The organism is Rhodococcus sp. C3V, from assembly GCF_029269915.1.
Taxonomy (GTDB): Bacteria; Actinomycetota; Actinomycetes; order Mycobacteriales; family Mycobacteriaceae; genus Rhodococcus_F; species Rhodococcus_F qingshengii.
Map to the genome: position 1 here is coordinate 157,589 of NZ_JARJBE010000010.1, position 19,092 is coordinate 176,680.

Annotated in this window: 15 protein-coding genes and 2 tRNA genes; 3 read left to right on the plus strand and 14 right to left on the minus strand. The window is 62.9% G+C overall.

The window, feature by feature from the left end:
* Positions 1 to 16 precede the first annotated feature (16 nt).
* The gene (locus P3G66_RS24195) at positions 17 to 1,420 is read right to left on the minus strand and encodes an FAD-linked oxidase C-terminal domain-containing protein (protein ID WP_052027900.1); all 1,404 of its coding nucleotides are present in this window, start codon (positions 1,418 to 1,420) and stop codon (positions 17 to 19) included.
* Between the two features lie 77 nt (positions 1,421 to 1,497).
* Between P3G66_RS24195 and P3G66_RS24200 the strand changes: the two genes are divergently transcribed.
* Positions 1,498 to 3,363, plus strand: coding sequence for a GAF domain-containing protein (locus tag P3G66_RS24200; RefSeq protein ID WP_276117202.1), 1,866 nt, complete (start codon positions 1,498 to 1,500; stop codon positions 3,361 to 3,363).
* Here the strand turns inward: P3G66_RS24200 and P3G66_RS24205 are convergent.
* Positions 3,354 to 4,697 (minus strand): MFS transporter, encoded by a 1,344-nt coding sequence (locus P3G66_RS24205; RefSeq protein ID WP_276117203.1) that lies wholly within the window; start codon positions 4,695 to 4,697, stop codon positions 3,354 to 3,356. The genes P3G66_RS24200 and P3G66_RS24205 overlap by 10 nt on opposite strands.
* Positions 4,698 to 5,001: 304 nt before the next feature.
* On the opposite strand from P3G66_RS24205, the gene P3G66_RS24210 reads away from it, so the two are divergent.
* Positions 5,002 to 5,529, plus strand: a complete 528-nt coding sequence (locus tag P3G66_RS24210) for a lipoprotein LpqH (RefSeq protein WP_276117204.1) — start codon at positions 5,002 to 5,004, stop codon at positions 5,527 to 5,529.
* 31 nt (positions 5,530 to 5,560) lie between these two features.
* Here the strand turns inward: P3G66_RS24210 and P3G66_RS24215 are convergent, their stop codons facing one another.
* From P3G66_RS24215 to P3G66_RS24235, 5 genes are all read right to left on the minus strand, one after another.
* Positions 5,561 to 6,505: a rhomboid family intramembrane serine protease gene (locus P3G66_RS24215; RefSeq protein ID WP_276117205.1), complete on the minus strand. Its 945-nt coding sequence runs from the start codon at positions 6,503 to 6,505 to the stop codon at positions 5,561 to 5,563.
* A 17-nt stretch (positions 6,506 to 6,522) separates the two neighbouring features.
* Positions 6,523 to 7,050 carry a peptidylprolyl isomerase gene (locus P3G66_RS24220; protein ID WP_007729190.1) on the minus strand — a complete coding sequence of 176 codons (528 nt, stop codon included), beginning with the start codon at positions 7,048 to 7,050 and terminating at the stop codon, positions 6,523 to 6,525.
* Between the two features lie 69 nt (positions 7,051 to 7,119).
* A complete protein-coding gene (locus tag P3G66_RS24225; RefSeq protein ID WP_204855146.1) occupies positions 7,120 to 7,902 on the minus strand; it encodes an SIP domain-containing protein in 783 nt (260 codons plus the stop codon).
* Positions 7,903 to 7,944: 42 nt separating this feature from the next.
* Positions 7,945 to 8,778 carry an ABC transporter substrate-binding protein gene (locus tag P3G66_RS24230; protein WP_162114239.1) on the minus strand — a complete coding sequence of 278 codons (834 nt, stop codon included), beginning with the start codon at positions 8,776 to 8,778 and terminating at the stop codon, positions 7,945 to 7,947.
* Between the two features lie 200 nt (positions 8,779 to 8,978).
* Entirely contained in the window at positions 8,979 to 9,620 is a 642-nt protein-coding gene (locus tag P3G66_RS24235; RefSeq protein WP_134932158.1) for a TetR/AcrR family transcriptional regulator, read from the minus strand.
* Between the two features lie 66 nt (positions 9,621 to 9,686).
* On the opposite strand from P3G66_RS24235, the gene P3G66_RS24240 reads away from it, so the two are divergent.
* On the plus strand, positions 9,687 to 10,139 hold the full coding sequence (locus P3G66_RS24240; RefSeq protein WP_276117206.1) for a hypothetical protein: 453 nt from the start codon (positions 9,687 to 9,689) through the stop codon (positions 10,137 to 10,139).
* 57 nt (positions 10,140 to 10,196) lie between these two features.
* Here the strand turns inward: P3G66_RS24240 and P3G66_RS24245 are convergent, their stop codons facing one another.
* The 7 genes from P3G66_RS24245 to gyrA form a co-directional block, all read right to left on the minus strand.
* A complete protein-coding gene (locus tag P3G66_RS24245; RefSeq protein WP_276117207.1) occupies positions 10,197 to 11,474 on the minus strand; it encodes a lipase family protein in 1,278 nt (425 codons plus the stop codon).
* 127 nt (positions 11,475 to 11,601) lie between these two features.
* The gene (locus P3G66_RS24250; RefSeq protein ID WP_276117208.1) at positions 11,602 to 13,266 is read right to left on the minus strand and encodes an alpha/beta-hydrolase family protein; all 1,665 of its coding nucleotides are present in this window, start codon (positions 13,264 to 13,266) and stop codon (positions 11,602 to 11,604) included.
* A 62-nt stretch (positions 13,267 to 13,328) separates the two neighbouring features.
* Positions 13,329 to 14,438: a hypothetical protein gene (locus P3G66_RS24255; protein ID WP_054828211.1), complete on the minus strand. Its 1,110-nt coding sequence runs from the start codon at positions 14,436 to 14,438 to the stop codon at positions 13,329 to 13,331.
* A gap of 280 nt (positions 14,439 to 14,718) precedes the next feature.
* Positions 14,719 to 14,791: transfer RNA gene (locus tag P3G66_RS24260), tRNA-Ala, on the minus strand.
* Positions 14,792 to 14,967: 176 nt separating this feature from the next.
* Positions 14,968 to 15,041, minus strand: a tRNA-Ile gene (locus P3G66_RS24265).
* A gap of 75 nt (positions 15,042 to 15,116) precedes the next feature.
* Complete coding sequence (locus tag P3G66_RS24270; protein ID WP_276117209.1) at positions 15,117 to 16,526, minus strand: DUF3566 domain-containing protein; 1,410 nt, start codon at positions 16,524 to 16,526, stop codon at positions 15,117 to 15,119.
* Positions 16,526 to 19,057, minus strand: a complete 2,532-nt coding sequence (gene gyrA, locus P3G66_RS24275) for a DNA gyrase subunit A (RefSeq protein WP_003942463.1) — start codon at positions 19,055 to 19,057, stop codon at positions 16,526 to 16,528. Before gyrA ends, P3G66_RS24270 begins: the two co-directional genes overlap by 1 nt.
* Between the last annotated feature and the right edge of the window lie 35 nt (positions 19,058 to 19,092).

Below are 19,092 nucleotides of genomic sequence, written 5' to 3' on the forward strand. Positions count from 1 at the left end.
TTACGGAGCCAGCCTTTCAGATCACCTTGCCCGGGTTCATGATTCCGTGGGGGTCGAGTGCACCCTTGATCGCGTGATGCATCGCGACGACGGCCGGTGACAGTTCTTGCGCCAAGCCGCCCATCTTCAGTAGGCCGACGCCGTGTTCACCGGTGACGGTTCCGCCCAACTCGAGGGCATTGTCGATGATCTCGGCAAAAGCCGCCTGAGCACGCCTCCGCGCCGCTTCGTCGTCGTGTGGCGTGATCAGCAGCGGGTGCAGGTTGCCGTCACCCGCGTGCGCGATGTTCGCGATGTGCGTGTCGTGCCGGGCCGAGATGGCCTCGATGCGCGCCAACATCTCCGGAACCGCCGCCTTGGGGACACAGATGTCCTCGGTGAGCACCGGGCCGAGCCGCTCGAGGGCGGGGTATGCCAGACGCCGGGCGGAGAACAAGGCGTCGGCTTCCTCCTGGTCCGTGGATCTGGCGCTCCAGGTAGCCCCGGAACGGTTGAAACAGGCCAACATTCGCTCGGCTTCGGCGTCGCCGATCTCGCCAGGTGTGTCGATTCGGCCGAGCAGGACCACCTCGGCATCGGCCGAGAGGCCCATGTTCTTCCAGGCATCGACGGCAAGCAGGCACTGCCGATCGATCAACTCGAGGGCCGACGGCGTGAGACCGTCTGCGGCGACGGCTTCGACGGCCTTGCCCGCAGCAACGATGGAGTCGAAGTATCCGACGATGGTGCGTTCGAGATCGCGCTGAGGACGAAGCTTGACGGTCACCTCGGTGATCACCCCGAGAGTGCCTTCGGAGCCGACCATGAGCGCCGAGAGATCAAACCCAGCCACTCCCTTGGCAGTTCGACGCCCGAGTCGAACCAGCTCACCGGTTCCGGTGACCACCTGCATGCCCAGTACGTAGTCCTTGGTGACGCCGTACTTGACGCAACACAGGCCGCCGGCATTGGTCGCGACGTTGCCGCCGATCGTCGACCAGGGTGCGCTCGCCGGATCGGGTGGATACCAGAGGCCGTGCTCGGCGCAGGCGTCGCGGAGGTGATCGTTGACCACTCCGGGTTCGACCACGGCCAAACGCTCGAGGGTGTTGATCTCCTTGATGGCGTTCATCGCGTCGAAGGCGATCACGACGCCGCCGGCGACTGCGTTGGCTCCACCCGACAGACCGGTGCCGGCGCCGCGCGTGACGACGGGCGCACCGTGGGCGATGCACGCCTGCACAACTGTCTGTACCTGCTCGGCTGTGCGCGGTCGGACCACTGCGACCGGCATCTCGTACGGAGCCCACTCGGCGTCGTCGTGGATGTAGCTCGCCATGATGTCGGGGTCGGTGATCAGTCGATCCGCATCGATCTGCGAGCCGAGCGCCTCGAGGAGTGTCATGTCTCCACGATAGTGACGGCGGCTACACCGCCCCATGTAGATTTACTCCGAGAAACCGGAAACTGTATGGACATTCTCTCCATAGTCACCAGTGGTCTAACAAGGGAGCGCGGATGCACGAGAACTGGCTACAGCTTCTCCTGGCCGAGGCATCCACCGAGGAACTGATCGAACACCGCGATCAGTTGGCCGCTGGGTCAGGCCCCGAGGTCGCCGCCGAGATCGAGCGAGAAGCCCGATCGGCACTTCAACTACGAAGTCTCCTGGCTCAGCGCCGACAGCGCGCCACCGAACTCGGGGCACTCAACGACATCGCGTCGCTGCTGACCACGATGCACGATCACCACGCCCTCCTGCAGGAGATCGTGGATCAGGCCAAACGACTACTCGGCGTCGACCTTTCGTACCTTGCTCTCATTCACGACGACATCTTGATCATCGAGGTGACCAGCGGGGCGTACACCTCCCAACTGCTCGGCCTCACGGTTCCCTTCCGCGAAGGTCTGATCGGTCGCGTGGTCGAGAACTCTTCTCCTGCTTGGTCTCCCGACTACCGAAACGATCCCTCGTTTGCACACATCGGACCGGCCGACGACGCAGCACGGGCCGAGAACATGCGCGGCCTGTTGGCCGTTCCGCTGACTTTGAACGGCAAGATCCTGGGTGCCCTCTGCGCGTGCAAGCGTCAGGAGCGTCGATTCGGCAACGAGGAAGTTGCGTTGCTGTCCGCCCTCGCAGCTCATGCCTCGGTAGCCATCGAGAATGCCCGCTCTCTCGAACGCTATCGCGCGACGGTTGCAGAAGTGAATGCAGCGAACACCGAACTTGCCAAGCGCACAGCACTTCTCGAACAGACGCTGACCTGGGACCGATCGCTCACACAAGTTGTCCTGCGCGGCGGTGGAGTCCGTGAACTCGTGGAGGAAACCTCGGCGTCGACGGGTTCGCCGGTGTTCTTCGTGACCGGAACATCCGAGATTCCGCCGGGACTGCAACGGGTGAGCGAGAGCGTGCATCGGGTCTTCGACATCTTTGCCGCTGACCGACGCGAGCAGGAGGTGACGCTCACCGTCGGTGAGCAGTTCCTGTTCGCCACCGAAGTACGCAGTGCCGGTGACCAACTCGGAGTTCTGTTCCTATTCTCGCGCCAGGAACCCACCGCCGCCATGAGATTGGCACTCGAAAGGTCAGCCCCGGCCATTGCGCTTGCGCTGGTAGGCGAACGGGCGGCCAGGGAAGCTACCCGTCGGGCACGCGACGCATTTCTGGTCGATCTGATCACCAGGCCTGCGCCGACGCCGGCCGAGGTCACCGGTCAGTTCCGCCTGGCCGGGCTCAATCCTGACCGCTCGTACACCGTCGTGGTGGCCCGCCCGGCCGACGCCGTCGACCGTGCGCGTCGCAGTATCGAGGAAATTGCATTCCCCTCGGGAACCGTTGTTGCCGAACATGGTTCACGAGTCATCGCACTGATTCCCGGAATGTCACCGGCAGCAGTTGCGGCGGCGTGGGTTCAGCCGGCGGAGAACCCGACCGTCGGAATCGCCGATCCCGCGGTGGGAGCGGAAGCTCTGGCGCGAGCCTATGTCGAGGCGCAGCACACCGTCGACGTCCTCGAGACTCTCGGGCGGGCCTCCCACGTGGAGCCGGCAAGTTCACTCGGCATTTACCGAATTCTCCTCAGCCGCACCGGCCGCGAAGAACTCGAATCGCTGACGCAGCGGTCCCTCGGCCCTCTCCTCGAGGAGGAGCAGCGACGCGGCGTTCCGCTATTGGACACCCTCGCGTCGTACCTGTCACACAATTGCAAGCACTCCGCGACCGCCGCCACGCTCGCGATTCACGCCAACACTCTGTACCAACGGCTCGAGTCGATCGACAGGTTGATCGGTACACAGTGGCGTCAGCCGGACCAGGCGCTCGATCTTGCGCTCCTGATCCGGCTGCGTGCCAGTGCGGGGAAACTCGGTCAGATCTGAGCGGGCTTGCTCGATCGCTTTGCCAGCACCACCACAAGGATTGCGGCACAGAGCATCACGGCGCCCACCACCCACAGTCCTGCCTTGGCATTTCCGGTCACATCGGTGAGCCAGCCGGTGATGTACGGAGCACCGAAGCCCGACGCGTTGCCGATCGAGTTGATCATGGCGATGCCCGCGGCCGCGCTGGCACCCGTCAGGAACGTGGTGGGCAGGTACCAGAAGACGGGGAGCGCACAGAGCACGCCGACGGCGGTGAGCGAGACCGCGATCATGACGGTGAACGGTGAATCCAGATACAGCGCAATCGGAATGGATACCGCGCCCAGGAGCGTCGGGGCTGCAACGTGCCACATTCGTTCACCGGTCTTGTCGGAATGGCGGCTCCACAGCACCATCGCGACAGCGCCGATCGCGTAGGGGACGGCCACGATCAGGCCTGTCTCGACGAGCGAGAAATCGGTGTCGAACGTCTGCTTGAATCCCGCGACGATGCTGGGCAGGAAGAAGCTCAAAGCGTAGAGCCCGTATGTGATTCCGAAGTAGACCAGACCGAAACCGATGACGCGGGGATCGCGCAGGGTCTTACCGGCCGACTGGTGACCGGCGTCGCCGAGTTCTTTCTCCTCGTCGGCCATCGACTTCATCAGCCAGGTGCGCTCCTCGAGGGTCAACCACTTTGCGTCGGCGGGACGATCGGTGAGGTAGAGCCAGACGACAAAAGCCAAGATCACGGCGGGCAGACCCTCGATCAGGTACATCACGCGCCATCCGGCGAGGCCGAACAGTCCGTCGCCGTACTGGATGATGGCGGCCGAGAGCGGGGCACCGAGCGCCGACGAGAGCGGAAGTGTCAGCAGGAACAAGCCCATCAGGCGTACGCGGTACTTCTTCGGGAACCAGAAGGTCAGGTAGAGAAGAACTCCGGGGAAGAAGCCGGCCTCGGCGATGCCCAGCAGAATGCGGAGGAAATAGAGGCTGCCCACGTTAGGCACGAATGCCAGCGCAGCGGCAAGGATGCCCCAGGTGAGCATGATCCGCGCGATCCACAGCCGGGCGCCGAAGCGGTGCAGGGCCAGGTTGCTCGGCACCTCGAACAGCAGGTAGCCGACAAAGAAGAGACCGGACGCAAGGCCGAACATCGTCTCGGTCATCCCGAGGTCGGCGCTCATGGTGAGCTTCGCGAAGGCGATGTTCGTACGATCCAGATAGTTCACGAAATAGAGCAGGATCAAAAAGGGGATCAGTCGTCGCGCTACCTTCTTCACCACGCGAGATTCGATCTCGCTCGGCGCAACCCCACCGTCAGTGGTGGTGCTATCGGTGGAGGTCATGGCAGGGGTACTCCTCGGAAAAGGTCAGCGTTGCTATCTACGAAGTGACTCAAGCCACAGTAGAAGCACGACTGAGCCCAACCTATGTGGACAATCTCTACAGAAGCCGTCTCTGCATGTGCGATTGCTCCCAAAGATCCGGCAGATGATCCCGGGCAGCCCGACGAACGTCCCTGAACAGTCGAAGGCGGCAAACCCGTCTGAGCTGGGGGTTTAAAGCTACGAGCACCAAGTCACTGGCTAGTGTTGTCGCCGAAACAGCCAGAGCAAGTGCGGACGCACCGCATGACTTGAAGGACAGAACATGACGAAGTTGGTTCGGACCACGATGACCCGCCGGTCCTCCACCGCACTCGCTGCCACCATCGCGGCGGTCGCCCTATTCGCCTCCGCCTGCGGCAGCGACTCCGACAAGACCAACTCCGACAAGAGCGCTGCCGGCGCCTCGTCCGCTACATCCTCGGCCACCGTCGGCGGGAAGACTCTCGACGCCAAATTCGAGACGAAGTGCGCAAAGGACGGCGGCACGACAGTTATGACACTGCTCGACGCGGAAAATCCCACCTACGGCATGTTGACCGTCTCGGCCATCGTCGATGAATCCGGCACGGTTCAGACTGCTGGAATCGCCGGAAGCGAGGGTGGATCGAACGGTCTGCCGTACACCGCCGGATACGCACCGGGACTGCCCGGCGGATCTGCCAGTGCCAAGCAGGACGGCAATACCTTCGTTGTGACGGGCGAGGGAATCGGCGCCCGGGACAAGGGCAACCCGACCGAGACGTCAAGCTTCGAGATCACGTTCGCCTGCGAGTCCATCATCGGCGGCTGAGCCATAGAACGGCTGGGCCCTAGGATTCTTGCTAGTTGATTCCCAGCTGTTCGCGCAGTTGGACGACGCGGAGCACGATGACTCCGATTGTCACCACGGTGACGGCACCAAAAGCGATCCAGCCGATACGCACTGCTTTCACGCGGTTCTCACCGGCGCCCAACCACTGCGGGGCGTACAGGAATGCAGCGGCCGTCGCGGCACCTGCCACCAGACCTCCCGCGTGACCCCAGAACGAGATCCCGGGCAGCGAAATGCTGATGATCACATTGATCGCGATCACCGAGATGATCGGGACCGGGCTTCGACGCAAACGCAGGAGAAGAACTGCCTGTGCGCCCATGATGCCGAAGATCGCTCCCGACGCCCCAGCAGTCCAGGACAGGGCCGTGAGCGAAGAGAACACCGGCTGGAATGCCATCACCGAGGCGGAACCGCCGAGAAGCGAAACCAGGTAGATGCCGATGTACCTCGAGCGGCCCATCACGATTTCGGTGTCGCGTCCGAGGATGTAGAGGGCGTACATGTTGACCGCGAGGTGCAAGATGCCGAAGTGCAGGAACCCGGAGCCGACGAGCCGGAACCAGTCACCGCTGGCGACGAGCCCCGGATTGAGTGCCCAGTTCGCGAAGATCGACGAGCCGACCTGATTGTTCATGATGCTTCGCGACTGTGCGAAGGTGGCGAGGAACGCCAGGACGTTGAGCCCCATCAAGGTGTACGTCACGACCGGGACCGCACGGGTGGGGCTCACGGTGTTTCCGGCGACGCCCCGAACGGGACGGACATCACGCTGACCGGCAGCTACACAGTCAACACATTGGTATCCCACCGCCGCCTCGCGGAGACAGTCCGGGCATGCCGGACGTCCACAACGATTGCAGGAAAGTGCGGTGGGTCGATCTGGATGGCGGACGCACCGCGGTTGGGGCGGGATGCCCTCACTCGCACCGCCGCCCCAACCGGGGTTCGTCATCTGCTTGTTTTACCTGTTCAGGAGATGGTGATGCTGTTGATCACGACGGGCTCGACCGGACGATCGCCACGATCGACGGCGGTGGAGGAGATAGCGTCGACAACCTTCTTGGAATCGTCGTCGAGAACCTCACCGAAGATGGTGTGGCGACGGTTCAGGTGCGGCGTCGGGCCGGTGGTGATGAAGAACTGCGAGCCGTTGGTTCCCGGGCCTGCGTTGGCCATGGCCAGCAGGTAGGAGCGGTCGAACTGCAGTTCCGGGTGGAACTCGTCACCGAACTTGTAGCCCGGGCCGCCGGTGCCGGTTCCGGTGGGGTCGCCACCCTGGATCATGAAGCCGTCGATGACGCGGTGGAAGATGGCACCGTCGTAGAACGGGCCGGTCTTGGTGCCGGCGGCGTTTGCGGTGGTGTACTCCTTCGAGCCGTCGGCGAGGCCGACGAAGTTCTCGACGGTCTTCGGCGCATGGTTGCCGAACAGAGCGATCTTGATGTCGCCGCGGTTCGTGTGCAGCGTTGCGGTTGCGGTCTGATGAGTTGAAGTCACACCACCATCGTGCCATTGCCGGCGTTCTCGTGGATGTGAGCCTGCCAATTCCGTGCGACGGGGCATGCGTCACTGCAGTTCGATGTCGGCGGCAACGACCGGATCGGAAATGTCGATTCCGTCCGCAGCTGCGCGTTGGTACAGCCGGTACAGAGCATGATCGAACTCGTCGCGCGTTCGCCCCGCCGACCAGTACGGCAATGCGACAATCCGGGACGGCGGTAGGCCGTTTTCGATCGCTTGGTTGCGCAAGCGGGCGACACAGCTTTTCTCTCCGCCGATCCACAACATTGTCGATTCTGTCTGCGCCTTGGTCCGATCGACTATGTCCACCCACTCGATATCAGGGAATCCGTGCTCGCCTGACGGACCCGTGAAACTGTGTATTCGGACTTGTTCGGCGAGATTCGTCAAGGATCCGACAGCAGGGCGCGCAGATCTGTCGCCGACTGCAACGACGTCAGTGACGCCCGGAACAAGGACGAGTTCGTGTTTGAATCCGATCACCCCAACGCGACTGCCTACGCCCGTCCGGTTGAGCCACCAACCCGGCTTCCCAAGATCCATGACATCGAACGTGATCCTTCGATCGCCAGGATTGAAATCGATTGCTGTGTAGGAACGCCCGATCGGACGCCGGGGGTCGGCCTCCCAACTGGGAACCGCGAGTTTGTCCGACCCCAAGGTGGGGAGCATCATCTCGTCCGTCGGCTCCCGAGGCACGAACAACTTGAACACCGGCGCCGCCCCACGAACGCTCAGGTTTCCGAACTCGCTCGACTGCAACACAACTCGAACGGTGTCGTCCGTTCGCTGTTCAACCTCGGCAATCGAGGCAACGGTCATGACCATGCCCGCAGGTAACCGGGATTCTCTCGCCCTGTCCACGCTCGACTAACCCAACTGTCCCAATGCGGTACCCAGGTTTCCCGGCAGCCACGTCTTTCCAAGTACACCCGCATTGTTGATCGCCTCACCCTGCGCATCACTGAGCCATACGACGCGGGATTTCAGATTCGACTCCCAGAAAGGCGATTGTTCGAGGTTCGCGATGGAATCCCGTGGTGACGGCATCAGAAGTACGGCTTCACCGTCGACGTCACCCGCGGTCTCACCCGAATACGTCACCGGAGTTCCCGTCGATTCCGCCGCGGATTGGTCCTCCGCCGGCTTCATTCCGAAGAGGCGCAGTATGTTTCCGCCCGATCCCAACGAAATCTGCTCCTTGTAGTAGAGCCCGAATGAGTACGGCCGCTTCGCAAGTCCTGGGTTCGACTCAGCCACACCCGTAAATTCGTCGACTGCCGAGGTGATCAACTCGCCACCCTGCTCGGATTTACCCAACGCATCCGCGACCTGCTGAACGCCGACTCTCCAATCGTTGTCTGCGTCCTGCATGTCGAATATCAAAGTGGGAGCGATCGTTCGGAGCCGCTCCAACGTGGCGGGCTCGGTGAAAACCGGCCAGGCAGGCGCGATGATGAGATCCGGTTCGACCGCAAGCATCCGCTCGAAATTCACTTGTCCTGCATAGATGTCAGCCAAGGACTCGTCGAGCGCCTCATTTCCCACGTAGTCCGCCAGATAGGGAAGCTTGTCGATGTTGGTCACGCTCGCGGCCACGGGGTGCGATCCCAGCGCCACTACGTTCTCGAACGCCGGGTTCCCCAAGGTCACGATCCGTTCAGGTGCCGACTCGATGATCACGTCTCCGGATTCCGTGCTCACGGTCACCGGATAGCTTCCGCTCGCTGCGGGACTTCCGTCAGCGTCCGGGTTCGTGTTCGATGACGAACATCCAGCGAGCGCGAGCACTAACGCGGCCCCGGCCGCGCCGAGGAATCTTGGCCTCCACCTGTGTCTATTCATAATTGCCACAGTAGCAATAATTAATGTGGGTTGCCTTACCTTCCTGTCCAGGAAGGGCATCAGTGATCCGAAATGTGAGTCCAAGAAGCGTCGGGAGTTGGAACGACCGTAGGAACGAGACCGGAATCGATCATCTTTTCGGCACCGACAAGGAAGGCGTCGAGCGTCCAGGAAACAACAGCCGAGAGAGTCTCAGGCTTCGGATACTGCGAATCCGGGTAACGATTGCGCGCCGGTGTATGCAGTGCCGCCGAAATGATCAGTGTCCGAGAGCCGAGCAAATGTGCTGTTGCACGGTCGAATTCAGGCTTCCGTAGAAGTACCTCATTCATGATTCGCTCGAACTGCTCCAGAGTGCGCTCTTCGTAAGGCCCTCGAAGCACGTAGTCCTCGAGCCCAGGCGTGGCAGTCACGAGTTCAGCGAAGCGCTGACCTAACGTCCGAAGGTAGTCCTGCCAGGACTTCGAATCCGAATCCAACTGCAGACGTCCGAAAGCTCTCGCACACGCCAACGAGTACAGACGATCGGTCGAGTCGACGTGATGGCGAATCGTCGCAGCGGAAACGCCCAGGACCTGTGCGACCTCCGCCCGCGTCAGCCGGTCCAAACCCACCCGTTCCGCTGCATCGAGAATCTCGTCCGTCGACGTAATCGCAGGTCGGCCTGGGCTTCGACGGGACCGTGCAGGGGAGGTCGACATTCATCCATCGTAAGTCCGATCTGCGACCGACCTACCCCGGTACAGCCCTTGTGGCAAAGTGAAGTCATGACACGAGTGCCCGAGTCCCTCAGCACGCAGTTGCCCGACACCTTCGATCACGCGCGCGCCCGCGTCGAGGACACCTTCGACGAGACTGCCGCCTACCTCGAAGAGACAGCGGCTCGCATCAAGGAGTCCGAGGCAGCCGACAACGCTCGCCGTATCGCCGCGGTGGTCGCGACGTCGGTCGCTCGCGGCGCTGGGCAGGTCGGGTTGTTCCTGGGTCGTCAGGGCAAAGTCCTCGCCAAGAAGGGCGTCGAGCGCGCAAAGGCTATCCCCACGAAGTCCACGGAACGCACCGAGAAGCCTCGCGGCCGCAAGCGCGTCACGGTGTTCGTCATCGCCGGTGTCGCGGTGATCGGTGGCGCGGTGTTCTTCAAGAGCCGCCGACGCGAGCATCCGCCGGTCGCTTCCGCACCCCCTCGGCTCGAGGAGAACTCGGCCGAGAAGACCGCTTAGTCGACATACGAAAAGCCCCGGAACAGATTGTGTTCCGGGGCTTTTCGATGTTCACGTTCAGCAGTTGGACGGTGCTGGGACGTTGTTGAAGCGATCGATCATGTACCCGACGGATTCGGGGGTACCCACCAGGTACGGCGTTGCATGATTGATTGCCATGCCCGGAATGATCGGGGGCAGTTCGTTGACGGAGAACTGCACCGTCGCACCCTTGCCGCACCAGTCTCGCGCCAGTTGCTGTCCCTGACCGAACGGAACGATGTCATCGGAGCGGCCATGCTGAATGAGCACGGGCGACTCCGGCGTCAGCTTGCCGATCTTCTGCTCGTCGAGGATTGCCTGCGCCATGGGTAGACGCGCCAGAACTGCGGAGAGTGATTCACCGGAATTGGTGAAGCTCGACGACTGCTGGAAGCCGAACTGCAATCCACTTTCGGCGACGCACTGGTTCTTGGTGGCGGCCAACATCTGTCGGCCGCGATCGTTGATCTCGGCGTCGAGCAGCGGCTGAACCTCGGGGTACTGGGCAAGGATCCCGTTGAGCGCGTATCCGATCACTCCGGTGAGGAACGTGCCGTCGACCTGCTGCAGCGTCGCCGCCAGATCGGCGGGCGGTGCACCTGCGTAGGTGCCCTTGAGATCAAGCTCCGGAGCGTACGACGGCTTCAATTCCGTTGCGGCAGCGGCAGCTCCACCACCTTGCGAGTAACCCCACAGTCCGACGGGGCCGTCGGCGGGAATGCTCGTGTTCGGGAGTTGCTGAGCGGCTCGCACCGAGTCCAGAACCGCGTGTGCTTCGGCTTCACGGTTGACGTAGGTGTGATCGCCCGGAGTTCCGAGGCCCTCGTAATCGGTGACAACGACGGCAATGCCGTTGAGCAGCAACGTGTTCACCCAGATGGACTCGTAGCCGACCATGACGTCCGTCGGGAACTGGTACTCGATACCGGTGTTGAACAGCTTGGATGGTGCGCATTGATCGCCCTGCCCGTGCGTTCCTACCGCTGCGGCAACCAGTGGACGCGCCCCCTGCCCGGTCCACGGGTTCGACGGTTCGAGATAGGTGCCCGTCACGGCAACGGGGGCGCCCTTGGCGTCCTCGCTTCGGTACATGATCTTGGTGGCGGTTGCCGGCCACGCACCGTTCGATCCGGGCACGCTCAGCAGCAGTGGTGACGGCTCACTCTTGATGAGATCTCCGTTGGCACCTGCCGGAAGCTCGAGCGGCGGCGTGTAGAAATCCGCCGGCTCCGCCGTTGCGGCAGGGGCCGTCACAGCACCCATGACCAGTGCCGCGACGGAGACCCCGGCCGCCCACCATGCTCTGCTCTTCACGTTTCGATCTCCCCACGTTCGCTTGCGCTGTGGCTTGGCACACAGCGAACGCAGAGTAACACATACCTCACGTAACACTTTTTCGTGAGGTTTTCGCCTTAACAGGCTGAAATACAACCGTTTACTACTACTTCGTGGGCTCCAGATTGGTGGTCAGCAGCGCACGAAGCTTGTCGGTATCAGCAGAGGTCCAGGCCTCGGGGTGCAGGATCTTGGCCCACATGTCCGCTGCATCCTCGCCGTAATTGTGACCGTGCCCGGACGGGACGTCAGCCGAGAAGACCATGTCGAGGGTTACCTGCCAGAAGGTCACGAGAGGAACCCATGTCATTCCCGGATCCACGTCGCGACCCAGCGGTTCCTTGAGCCAATCCGGCTTGTTGAGCAGCAGGTCGAAGGACCACCACGTGATCGGGTCGCTGGCGTGCTGCCAGTACACGATGCGATCGTCGTCCCAGTCCGACTTCAGCTCCAGATCTTCCGGATCACCGGCAAACCGAATTGCCTGGCCACCGTCGATCACCGGCAGAATCTCCGGTGAGCCCGAGTCACGACTGTCCGTGATTCCCTGCCACTGAGCAGTGAAGTTGGGGGTTCCGACCCACAGTGCGCCGTCGACGCGCGTCATCATGTCCTGAGCGCCGGCAAATGCTGCCTGGCCACCGTAGGAGCCGAGGCTCTCACCGAAGACAACCAGCTCCGGTCGCGTCTCCACGGGCAGGTCGATCCACTTGGCGTACACCGCGTTGAACAGCGCGCGGCCGGCGATCATCGGCGTCTCACGGTCGGCGATGAAGGCCAACGGACTCGGAAGGAACGAGTACTGCATCGACGCGATCGCCGTGTCCCCGCCCTCGACGTACTCGAACGCCGACGCGACGTCCTCGTTCACCCAACCGCGGCCGGTGGTCGTGACAACTGCGAGGGTTCCGCGGTCGAATCCGCCGGTGCGCTCCAACTCGTCGACGACCCGCTGTGCGACACCGTTGATCGAGTCCGAGGATTCACGTCCGGCATACACCCGGATCGGTTGCTTCGCTTCACGTCCGGTCAATGCAGAGATCTCGGCTGCAGTGGGACCGCTACCCATGAAGGTGCGCCCCTCCTGGCCGAGAGAATCCCAAGCCTCGGCGGACATCGGCGAACCGCTGCGCTCTGCAATCATGGGCTGTTCGATGCCGTCCGGTGTTTCGTGATCCGCACCGGAGAAACTCCAGTTCGCGAAGGCGATCAGCCCGTTGTACAGCGCACCGTTCACGATGAAGATGCCGAGGGCGAAGATGACGATCAAGCTGCCGACCTTCGCCGCCTCGAGGGGAACGAACCGTAGTGCGACGGCGGTGAGCTTGTTGGTGGTGAACCGAAGACCACGGCCTGCCTCGAGCAGGATGAACCAGATTCCGAGCGAAATCATCAGCACCAGAAGATAATTCGCCTGATTGGTGCGTGGAGCTTCCACGAGATCGCGAACGATCTGCTGCCACCACGAACCGAGGACCAAGAACGTCGGCACCAGAATGACGGCCGCGACCAACAGGATTCGCCAGCCGATCTTCTTGGTGCGATCCGACCACTGCGGTTCGACGCCGCACTTGCGGATCATCCAGGCAACCGTCACGCCGACGCCGTATCCCATGGCGAGCGAGATGCCCGTCGCAACGCCCTGCAGGTACCACGCGCGCGGCAACAGGGACGGACTCATCGACCAGGTGAAGAAGACCAGAGCAAAGGCAAGCCCGACCGGGTGCAGCGTCTTGCAATAGAGGCGCAGCCGTTCCCACACACGTTTCATGCCGGAATCGTATGCGCCCCGTGCCCGAATCAGGTCACGAGGCGCACACGCGTCCAGTCTGTTTACGGGGCGAAGCGCAAAATCGCGGCAACTGCGCCGCCGCCCGGAATGTCCTCCGCGCGAACAGCGAGCACCCGCGCACCCGTCAGGAGCGCACGACGAGCGATCTCGTCGACGACCCCGTAGGTGCTTCCGTTGGTCGACTCACCGGTCGTGAGAGCGCCCGTCTGGGGATCGAGACTTCCTGGTACGACGGAATCGATGTCGATGAAAACGGTGTCGACCTGTCCGTACGTCGCGGCTGTTGCCACGTCGGCGACGTCCGTCTGAGTGCGTCCCTGTTCCGTGCGCACATTGAAGGTGTCCCGCACCGCCGCCAGCTGCTCGGCATGGAAGTCGTCGAGCGCCGGACGCGAACCGTCCGCCACTTCCTGCGTCGACAAGGCTTCCGGGTTTCCCTCGACGGTTTTGTCGACCAGGTGGCGGTACGAATTCACGGAGCGATACACCGACGCGATGGGTTCCGCAGCGGCCAGAATCAAGGGGACGTCACGGCCGGCGAGCACACCGCGGACCTCGTGATCGACTGCGCGGGCGTACTGATTGACGCGCAACTTTCGGCTGTCCGACCCCGACAACCGACCCGCTTCGGTACGGCTGTTGATCGACGACTTGCCCGCGTGATCCGCAGCGTTCTTCGGCATTCCCTGAACACGGACCTCGTCGGCCGGCTGGTCGGCAGCGATCTCGATCAGTCGCACCGAACCCTCTGCCAGAGCGAGAACAAACGCCGTCTGGGGGAACGTCACCGAACGGAGCAGTGGCTTGAGATGAAACCGATCGCTGACCGTTTCGAGCGCCTGCAGACGGTTGGGGAGGCGGAAGGTCACCAGACGGTCCGGCGTCGCGTACGTGACCAATGAGCGCGACTGGAAGCGCCAGAAATCGTCGTCGTCGTCGAGCTCTGCGTATTCGGCCTCGAACTGCTTGCGCTCGGCCGGATCCTCCACCGATGCGAGTGCCGAGCGGACCTGGTCCTTGAAGGCTATGCGCGCTTTGTCGTAATCCTGCGGCGCATCTTCAGTCGGAGTAACGATGGTGATGCAGGTGGGCCCCTCCACCTCCGCGAGTGCGGCAATTTCACCGTGGCTGGGAATGTCGTTGTGAAGCACTACGAACCTCCTGAAATTGGGTTCTCCTCACGCTACGCCCGGCTGGTTATGACCACTAGACTTTCCGGACAATTCGGGACGAACGGTCCATAGTGGGCGCGGTTCTGGCCACCCCACTCCGAGCGAACGGCATGTTCATCGCCTCCAGTGCGCCGAAAGTGCCGTTCGCTCAAAAACGGGGGCACACAAGTCGGGCACCGGCCAGCCGGGGCGAGCAGAGATCGGGTACATCGGCATACAAAAACACCCTCCCGGATCCCGGGAGGGTGTTTTCTTACTGTGGAGCCTAGGAGATTCGAACTCCTGACATCTGCCTTGCAAAGGCAGCGCTCTACCAACTGAGCTAAGGCCCCGTTCGGTTTTCTGACCGGAGTCAGAGTACCTAGGTTCTATCCTGTTTCCAAATCGTGCCAAACCTTGTCTCCGCGCTGACTTTTGATCAGCTTGGACACCCCGAGAGCTACCAGAATTCCGGCCCCGACAAGCAGGAAAACCTTCATTCCAGCAACCCTTCTTCGGCACATGGGAGTGGGCCTAGGAGGACTTGAACCTCCGACCTCTTCATTATCAGTAAAGCGCTCTAACCACCTGAGCTATAGGCCCCTGAACCGATTCCAAAGATTACCCCACCGGGCCGCTGACACCAAAACGGGCCCGGCGGAACAATGTTTTCGCAGGTCAGTCGCGGTCGGCGAGAGTTACCTCTACGCCGCCAACCAGGTCGCTGCAGAGGTTGTAGATGAACGATCCGATCGTGACGAGTGCCGTGAAAAGCACCATGTTCGCGATGCCGATCAGCGCGGCGTAGCCGAACACCTGGCCGGCCGTCACCAGACCGTCGGAGCCGCCGTCGGCAACGATGTCGGTGAACGCGTTGTTCAGGCGATCCCAGACGCCCATGCCGTCGAGAACGACGTAGAGCAGTCCGACGGCCACCATCCACACGAAGAACAGCGACACCGAGATCACGGATGTGATCTTGAGCGTGGACCACGGGTCGATACGACGGATCTGCACCGTTGCGCGCAGCGGCGCACCGTCCACGACCGAAGCCGATACGGCGTGAGTTTTCTCACCCTTCACCGCAGCAGGCAACGGATGCTTGGCCTCGGAGAGGTCAGGCATGTCCTTGGGTAGATCCTTGCGATCGATGTGCCGAGTCGGCCCGTCGATCGCGGCGGCTTTTGCTTTCGGATTAGCGACGGTGGGATTGGCGACTGTGGCGTTTGCAGCCTTGGGATTTGCGCCCGAGGGTGCAACAGCCTTGGCTGCTGCCGCGCCGGCGACGCCACCGGTAGCTGCGGCAGCCGCCGTTCCTGTCACGACGGGACGTGCCGACGGGTTGCCGGCAGGACGACCCGTCTGTGCACCGGCAGCGGGACGACCCGATTGCGGCTGTCCCTTCGGCGCACCACCCTGCGCGGGGTTTTTGGCCGGACCACCCTGCACCGGACCACCCTGCGCCGGGCCGGCCGCTGCAGGACGCTGCGGACCCGCAGGCGGCTTACCCCCGGCAGGAGCTGCCGGACGACCCGCAGGAGCACCAGCGCCGGCTGGGCGCGTGATGTTGGTCTGCGGCTGACTTTGCGGAGCCTGATTCTGCGGTGGCTGAGCCTTCGACGCCGGGGCCTTGGACGCCGGGTTCTGAGCAGCGGGGTTCTGAGCAGCGGGGTTCTGAGCTGGCTGCCCCTGCGGCTGACCCGACGGCTGGGGTCCGCGTTGCCACGGCGGCGCCTGGCTGCCACGAGCCTGATTGGCAACCGGTTGCGGCGGAGCCTGACCGTCACCCTTTGCCGGAGTTACCGGCGCAGCCGGAGCCACAGAAGGAGCGGAAGGAGCCTGACCCTTGGCCGCACCCGCGGCGTCGGAAGCCCCACCCGCCGGCTTCTGAGCCGACGGGCCGCGAGGCGGCTCCGGTGCCTTGGACGCCGGAGCTGCCTCGGAAGCTTTGGGTCCGCCGTCCGCTGGAGCTGCAGGTTTCGAGGTCTGCGGCCCCGCCGGAGAAGTTGCCTGCTCCGGCTTCGGTGGCGTCGAACCTGAAGTGCTTTCGCTCTTCTGGTCACTGCCCGGCTGGTTGGGAGTGCTCACTAGGACTCCTTAGCTCCATCGGCATTGTCTGCGTTGTCGGTGGTCTCTGCAGCGAGCTCTTCGGGCTCGTCGGCGTTGCGCGCAATCGCGAGCAGTGTGTCGCCTTCGCCGAGGTTCATCAGACGCACGCCCTTGGTCTGGCGTCCCGCCTTACGAACCTGCTTGGCAGCCGTCCTGATGACGCCGCCGCCCGAGGTGATCGCGTACAGCTCGTCGTCGTCGTCGACGATGAGCGCACCGACCAGAGTGCCACGTTTCTTGTCGTACTGAATCGTGAGCACGCCCTTGCCGCCGCGACCCTGCACCGGGTAGTCCTCCATGCCGGTTCGCTTGGAGTAACCGCCCGACGTGGCGACCAGGAGGAACGTTCCTTCACGAACGACGTTGAGCGAGAGCAGCTCGTCGTCACCGTTGAAACGCATGCCCTGGACACCGGAAGTGGCGCGGCCCATCGGACGCAGTGCCTCATCGGTGGCCGAGAAGCGGATCGACTGGCCCTGTGCCGAGACGAGAAGCAGGTCGTCTTCGGCGGAGCAGAGGACAGCGCCGACCAGTTCGTCTTCACCGCGCAGGTTGATGGCGACGATGCCACCGCTGCGGTTGGAGTCGAAGTCGGTGAGCTTGGACTTCTTGACCAGACCGTTGCGAGTGGCGAGCACCAGGTAGGGCGCGTCTTCGTAGGTCTTGATCTGGATGACGGACTGGATGCGCTCGTCCGGCTGGAATGCCAGCAGGTTGGCAACGTGCTGACCGCGAGCGGTACGGCTCGCCTCGGGCAACTCGTAAGCCTTCGCGCGGTAGACGCGGCCCTTCGTGGTGAAGAACAGCAGCCAGTCGTGCGTCGACGTGACGAAGAAGTGCGAGACGATGTCGTCCTGCTTGAGGCCGGCACCCTGAACACCCTTGCCGCCGCGCTTCTGCGAGCGGTACAGGTCGGTCTTGGTGCGCTTGGCGTAACCGGTCTCGGTGATCGTGACGACGACGTCTTCGCGTGCGATCAGATCCTCGTCGTTGACGTCTCCGTCGGCGGCGATGATGCGGGTACGACGGTCGTCGCCGTACTTGTCGACGATTTCCTTGAGCTCGTCACGAACGATCGCGCGCTGACGCTCCGGGCGAGCCAGAATGTCTTCGAGGTCCGCGATTTCGAGTTCGATCTCGGCCAACTCGTCGACGATCTTCTGACGCTCGAGGGCGGCCAGACGACGCAGCTGCATGCCGAGGATGGCGTCGGCCTGGATCTCGTCGACGTCGAGGAGTTCCATCAATCCGGCGCGAGCGATGTCGACGGTCTGCGACGCACGGATCAAGGCGATGACCTCGTCCAGAGCGTCGAGGGCCTTGACCAGACCGCGCAGGATGTGGGCGCGCTCCTGTGCCTTGCGAAGCAGGTACCTGGTACGACGGACGATGACCTCGAGCTGGTGCGTCGTGTACAGACGGATCATCTGGTCGAGGCGCAGCGTGCGCGGCACTCCGTCGACGATGGAGAGCATGTTGCAGCCGAAGCTGGTCTGCAGCTGGGTGTGCTTGTAAAGGTTGTTCAGCACGACCTTGGCAACGGCGTCACGCTTGACGGTGACGACGATGCGCATGCCGACGCGGTCCGAGGACTCGTCGTGGATGTCGGAGATGCCACCGATCTTGGCGTCACGAACCTGCTCCGCGATGGAAGTGATCAGGTTGTCCGGGTTGACCTGGTAGGGCAGCTCGGTGATGACGATCGTGGTGCGGCCCTTGGCATCTTCTTCGATCTCGACGACGCCGCGCATACGAACGGAGCCACGGCCGGTGGTGTAGGCGTCCTGGATGCCCTGTCCACCGACGATGAGCCCGTGCGTTGGGAAGTCGGGTCCCTTGATGCGCTCCATGACGGCCGCGAGGGTGGCTTCCTCGTCCGCCTCGAAGTTCTCGAGCGCCCAGTAGATGGCCTCGGCAACTTCACGCAGGTTGTGCGGCGGAATGTTGGTGGCCATACCGACGGCGATGCCGTTGGAACCGTTGATCAGAAGGTTCGGGATACGGCTGGGCAGAACCGTCGGTTCCTGCGTCTTACCGTCGTAGTTCGGGGTGAAATCGACTGTCTCGTGGTCGATTTCGCGCAGCATTTCCATCGCGAGCGGCGTGAGCCTGCACTCGGTGTAACGCATGGCGGCTGCGCCGTCGTTGCCGCGGGATCCGAAGTTTCCCTGACCGTCGACGAGCGGGTAACGCAGCGACCACGGCTGGGCCATACGGACCAACGTGTCGTAGATCGAGGAGTCGCCGTGGGGGTGGTAGTTACCCATGGTCTCGGCGACCGGTCGGGCAGACTTCACGTATCCGCGGTCGGGGCGATATCCGTTGTCGTACATCGCGTAGAGCACGCGGCGGTGCACCGGCTTGAGTCCGTCGCGGACATCCGGCAGAGCACGACCGACGATGACGCTCATGGCGTAGTCGATGTAGCTGTTCTGCATTTCCTGCTGGATGTCGACCGGTTCGATCCGGTCGTGTTGCGGACCGTCCGGTGGCAACGTGGTGTCGGTCATGAGCTCACTTTCTTAAAAGAGGGGGCAAGCCCCTG

Bases quoted from the DNA above. Each gene is read 5' to 3' on its own strand.
- P3G66_RS24195 (WP_052027900.1), bottom strand. From the start codon at position 1,420: ATGGGGCGGTGTAGCCGCCGTCACTATCGTGGAGACATGACACTCCTC.
- P3G66_RS24200 (WP_276117202.1), top strand. From the start codon at position 1,498: ATGCACGAGAACTGGCTACAGCTTCTCCTGGCCGAGGCATCCACCGAG.
- P3G66_RS24205 (WP_276117203.1), bottom strand. From the start codon at position 4,697: ATGACCTCCACCGATAGCACCACCACTGACGGTGGGGTTGCGCCGAGC.
- P3G66_RS24210 (WP_276117204.1), top strand. From the start codon at position 5,002: ATGACGAAGTTGGTTCGGACCACGATGACCCGCCGGTCCTCCACCGCA.
- P3G66_RS24215 (WP_276117205.1), bottom strand. From the start codon at position 6,505: ATGACGAACCCCGGTTGGGGCGGCGGTGCGAGTGAGGGCATCCCGCCC.
- P3G66_RS24225 (WP_204855146.1), bottom strand. From the start codon at position 7,902: ATGGTCATGACCGTTGCCTCGATTGCCGAGGTTGAACAGCGAACGGAC.
- P3G66_RS24235 (WP_134932158.1), bottom strand. From the start codon at position 9,620: ATGTCGACCTCCCCTGCACGGTCCCGTCGAAGCCCAGGCCGACCTGCG.
- P3G66_RS24240 (WP_276117206.1), top strand. From the start codon at position 9,687: ATGACACGAGTGCCCGAGTCCCTCAGCACGCAGTTGCCCGACACCTTC.
- P3G66_RS24250 (WP_276117208.1), bottom strand. From the start codon at position 13,266: ATGAAACGTGTGTGGGAACGGCTGCGCCTCTATTGCAAGACGCTGCAC.
- gyrA (WP_003942463.1), bottom strand. From the start codon at position 19,057: ATGACCGACACCACGTTGCCACCGGACGGTCCGCAACACGACCGGATC.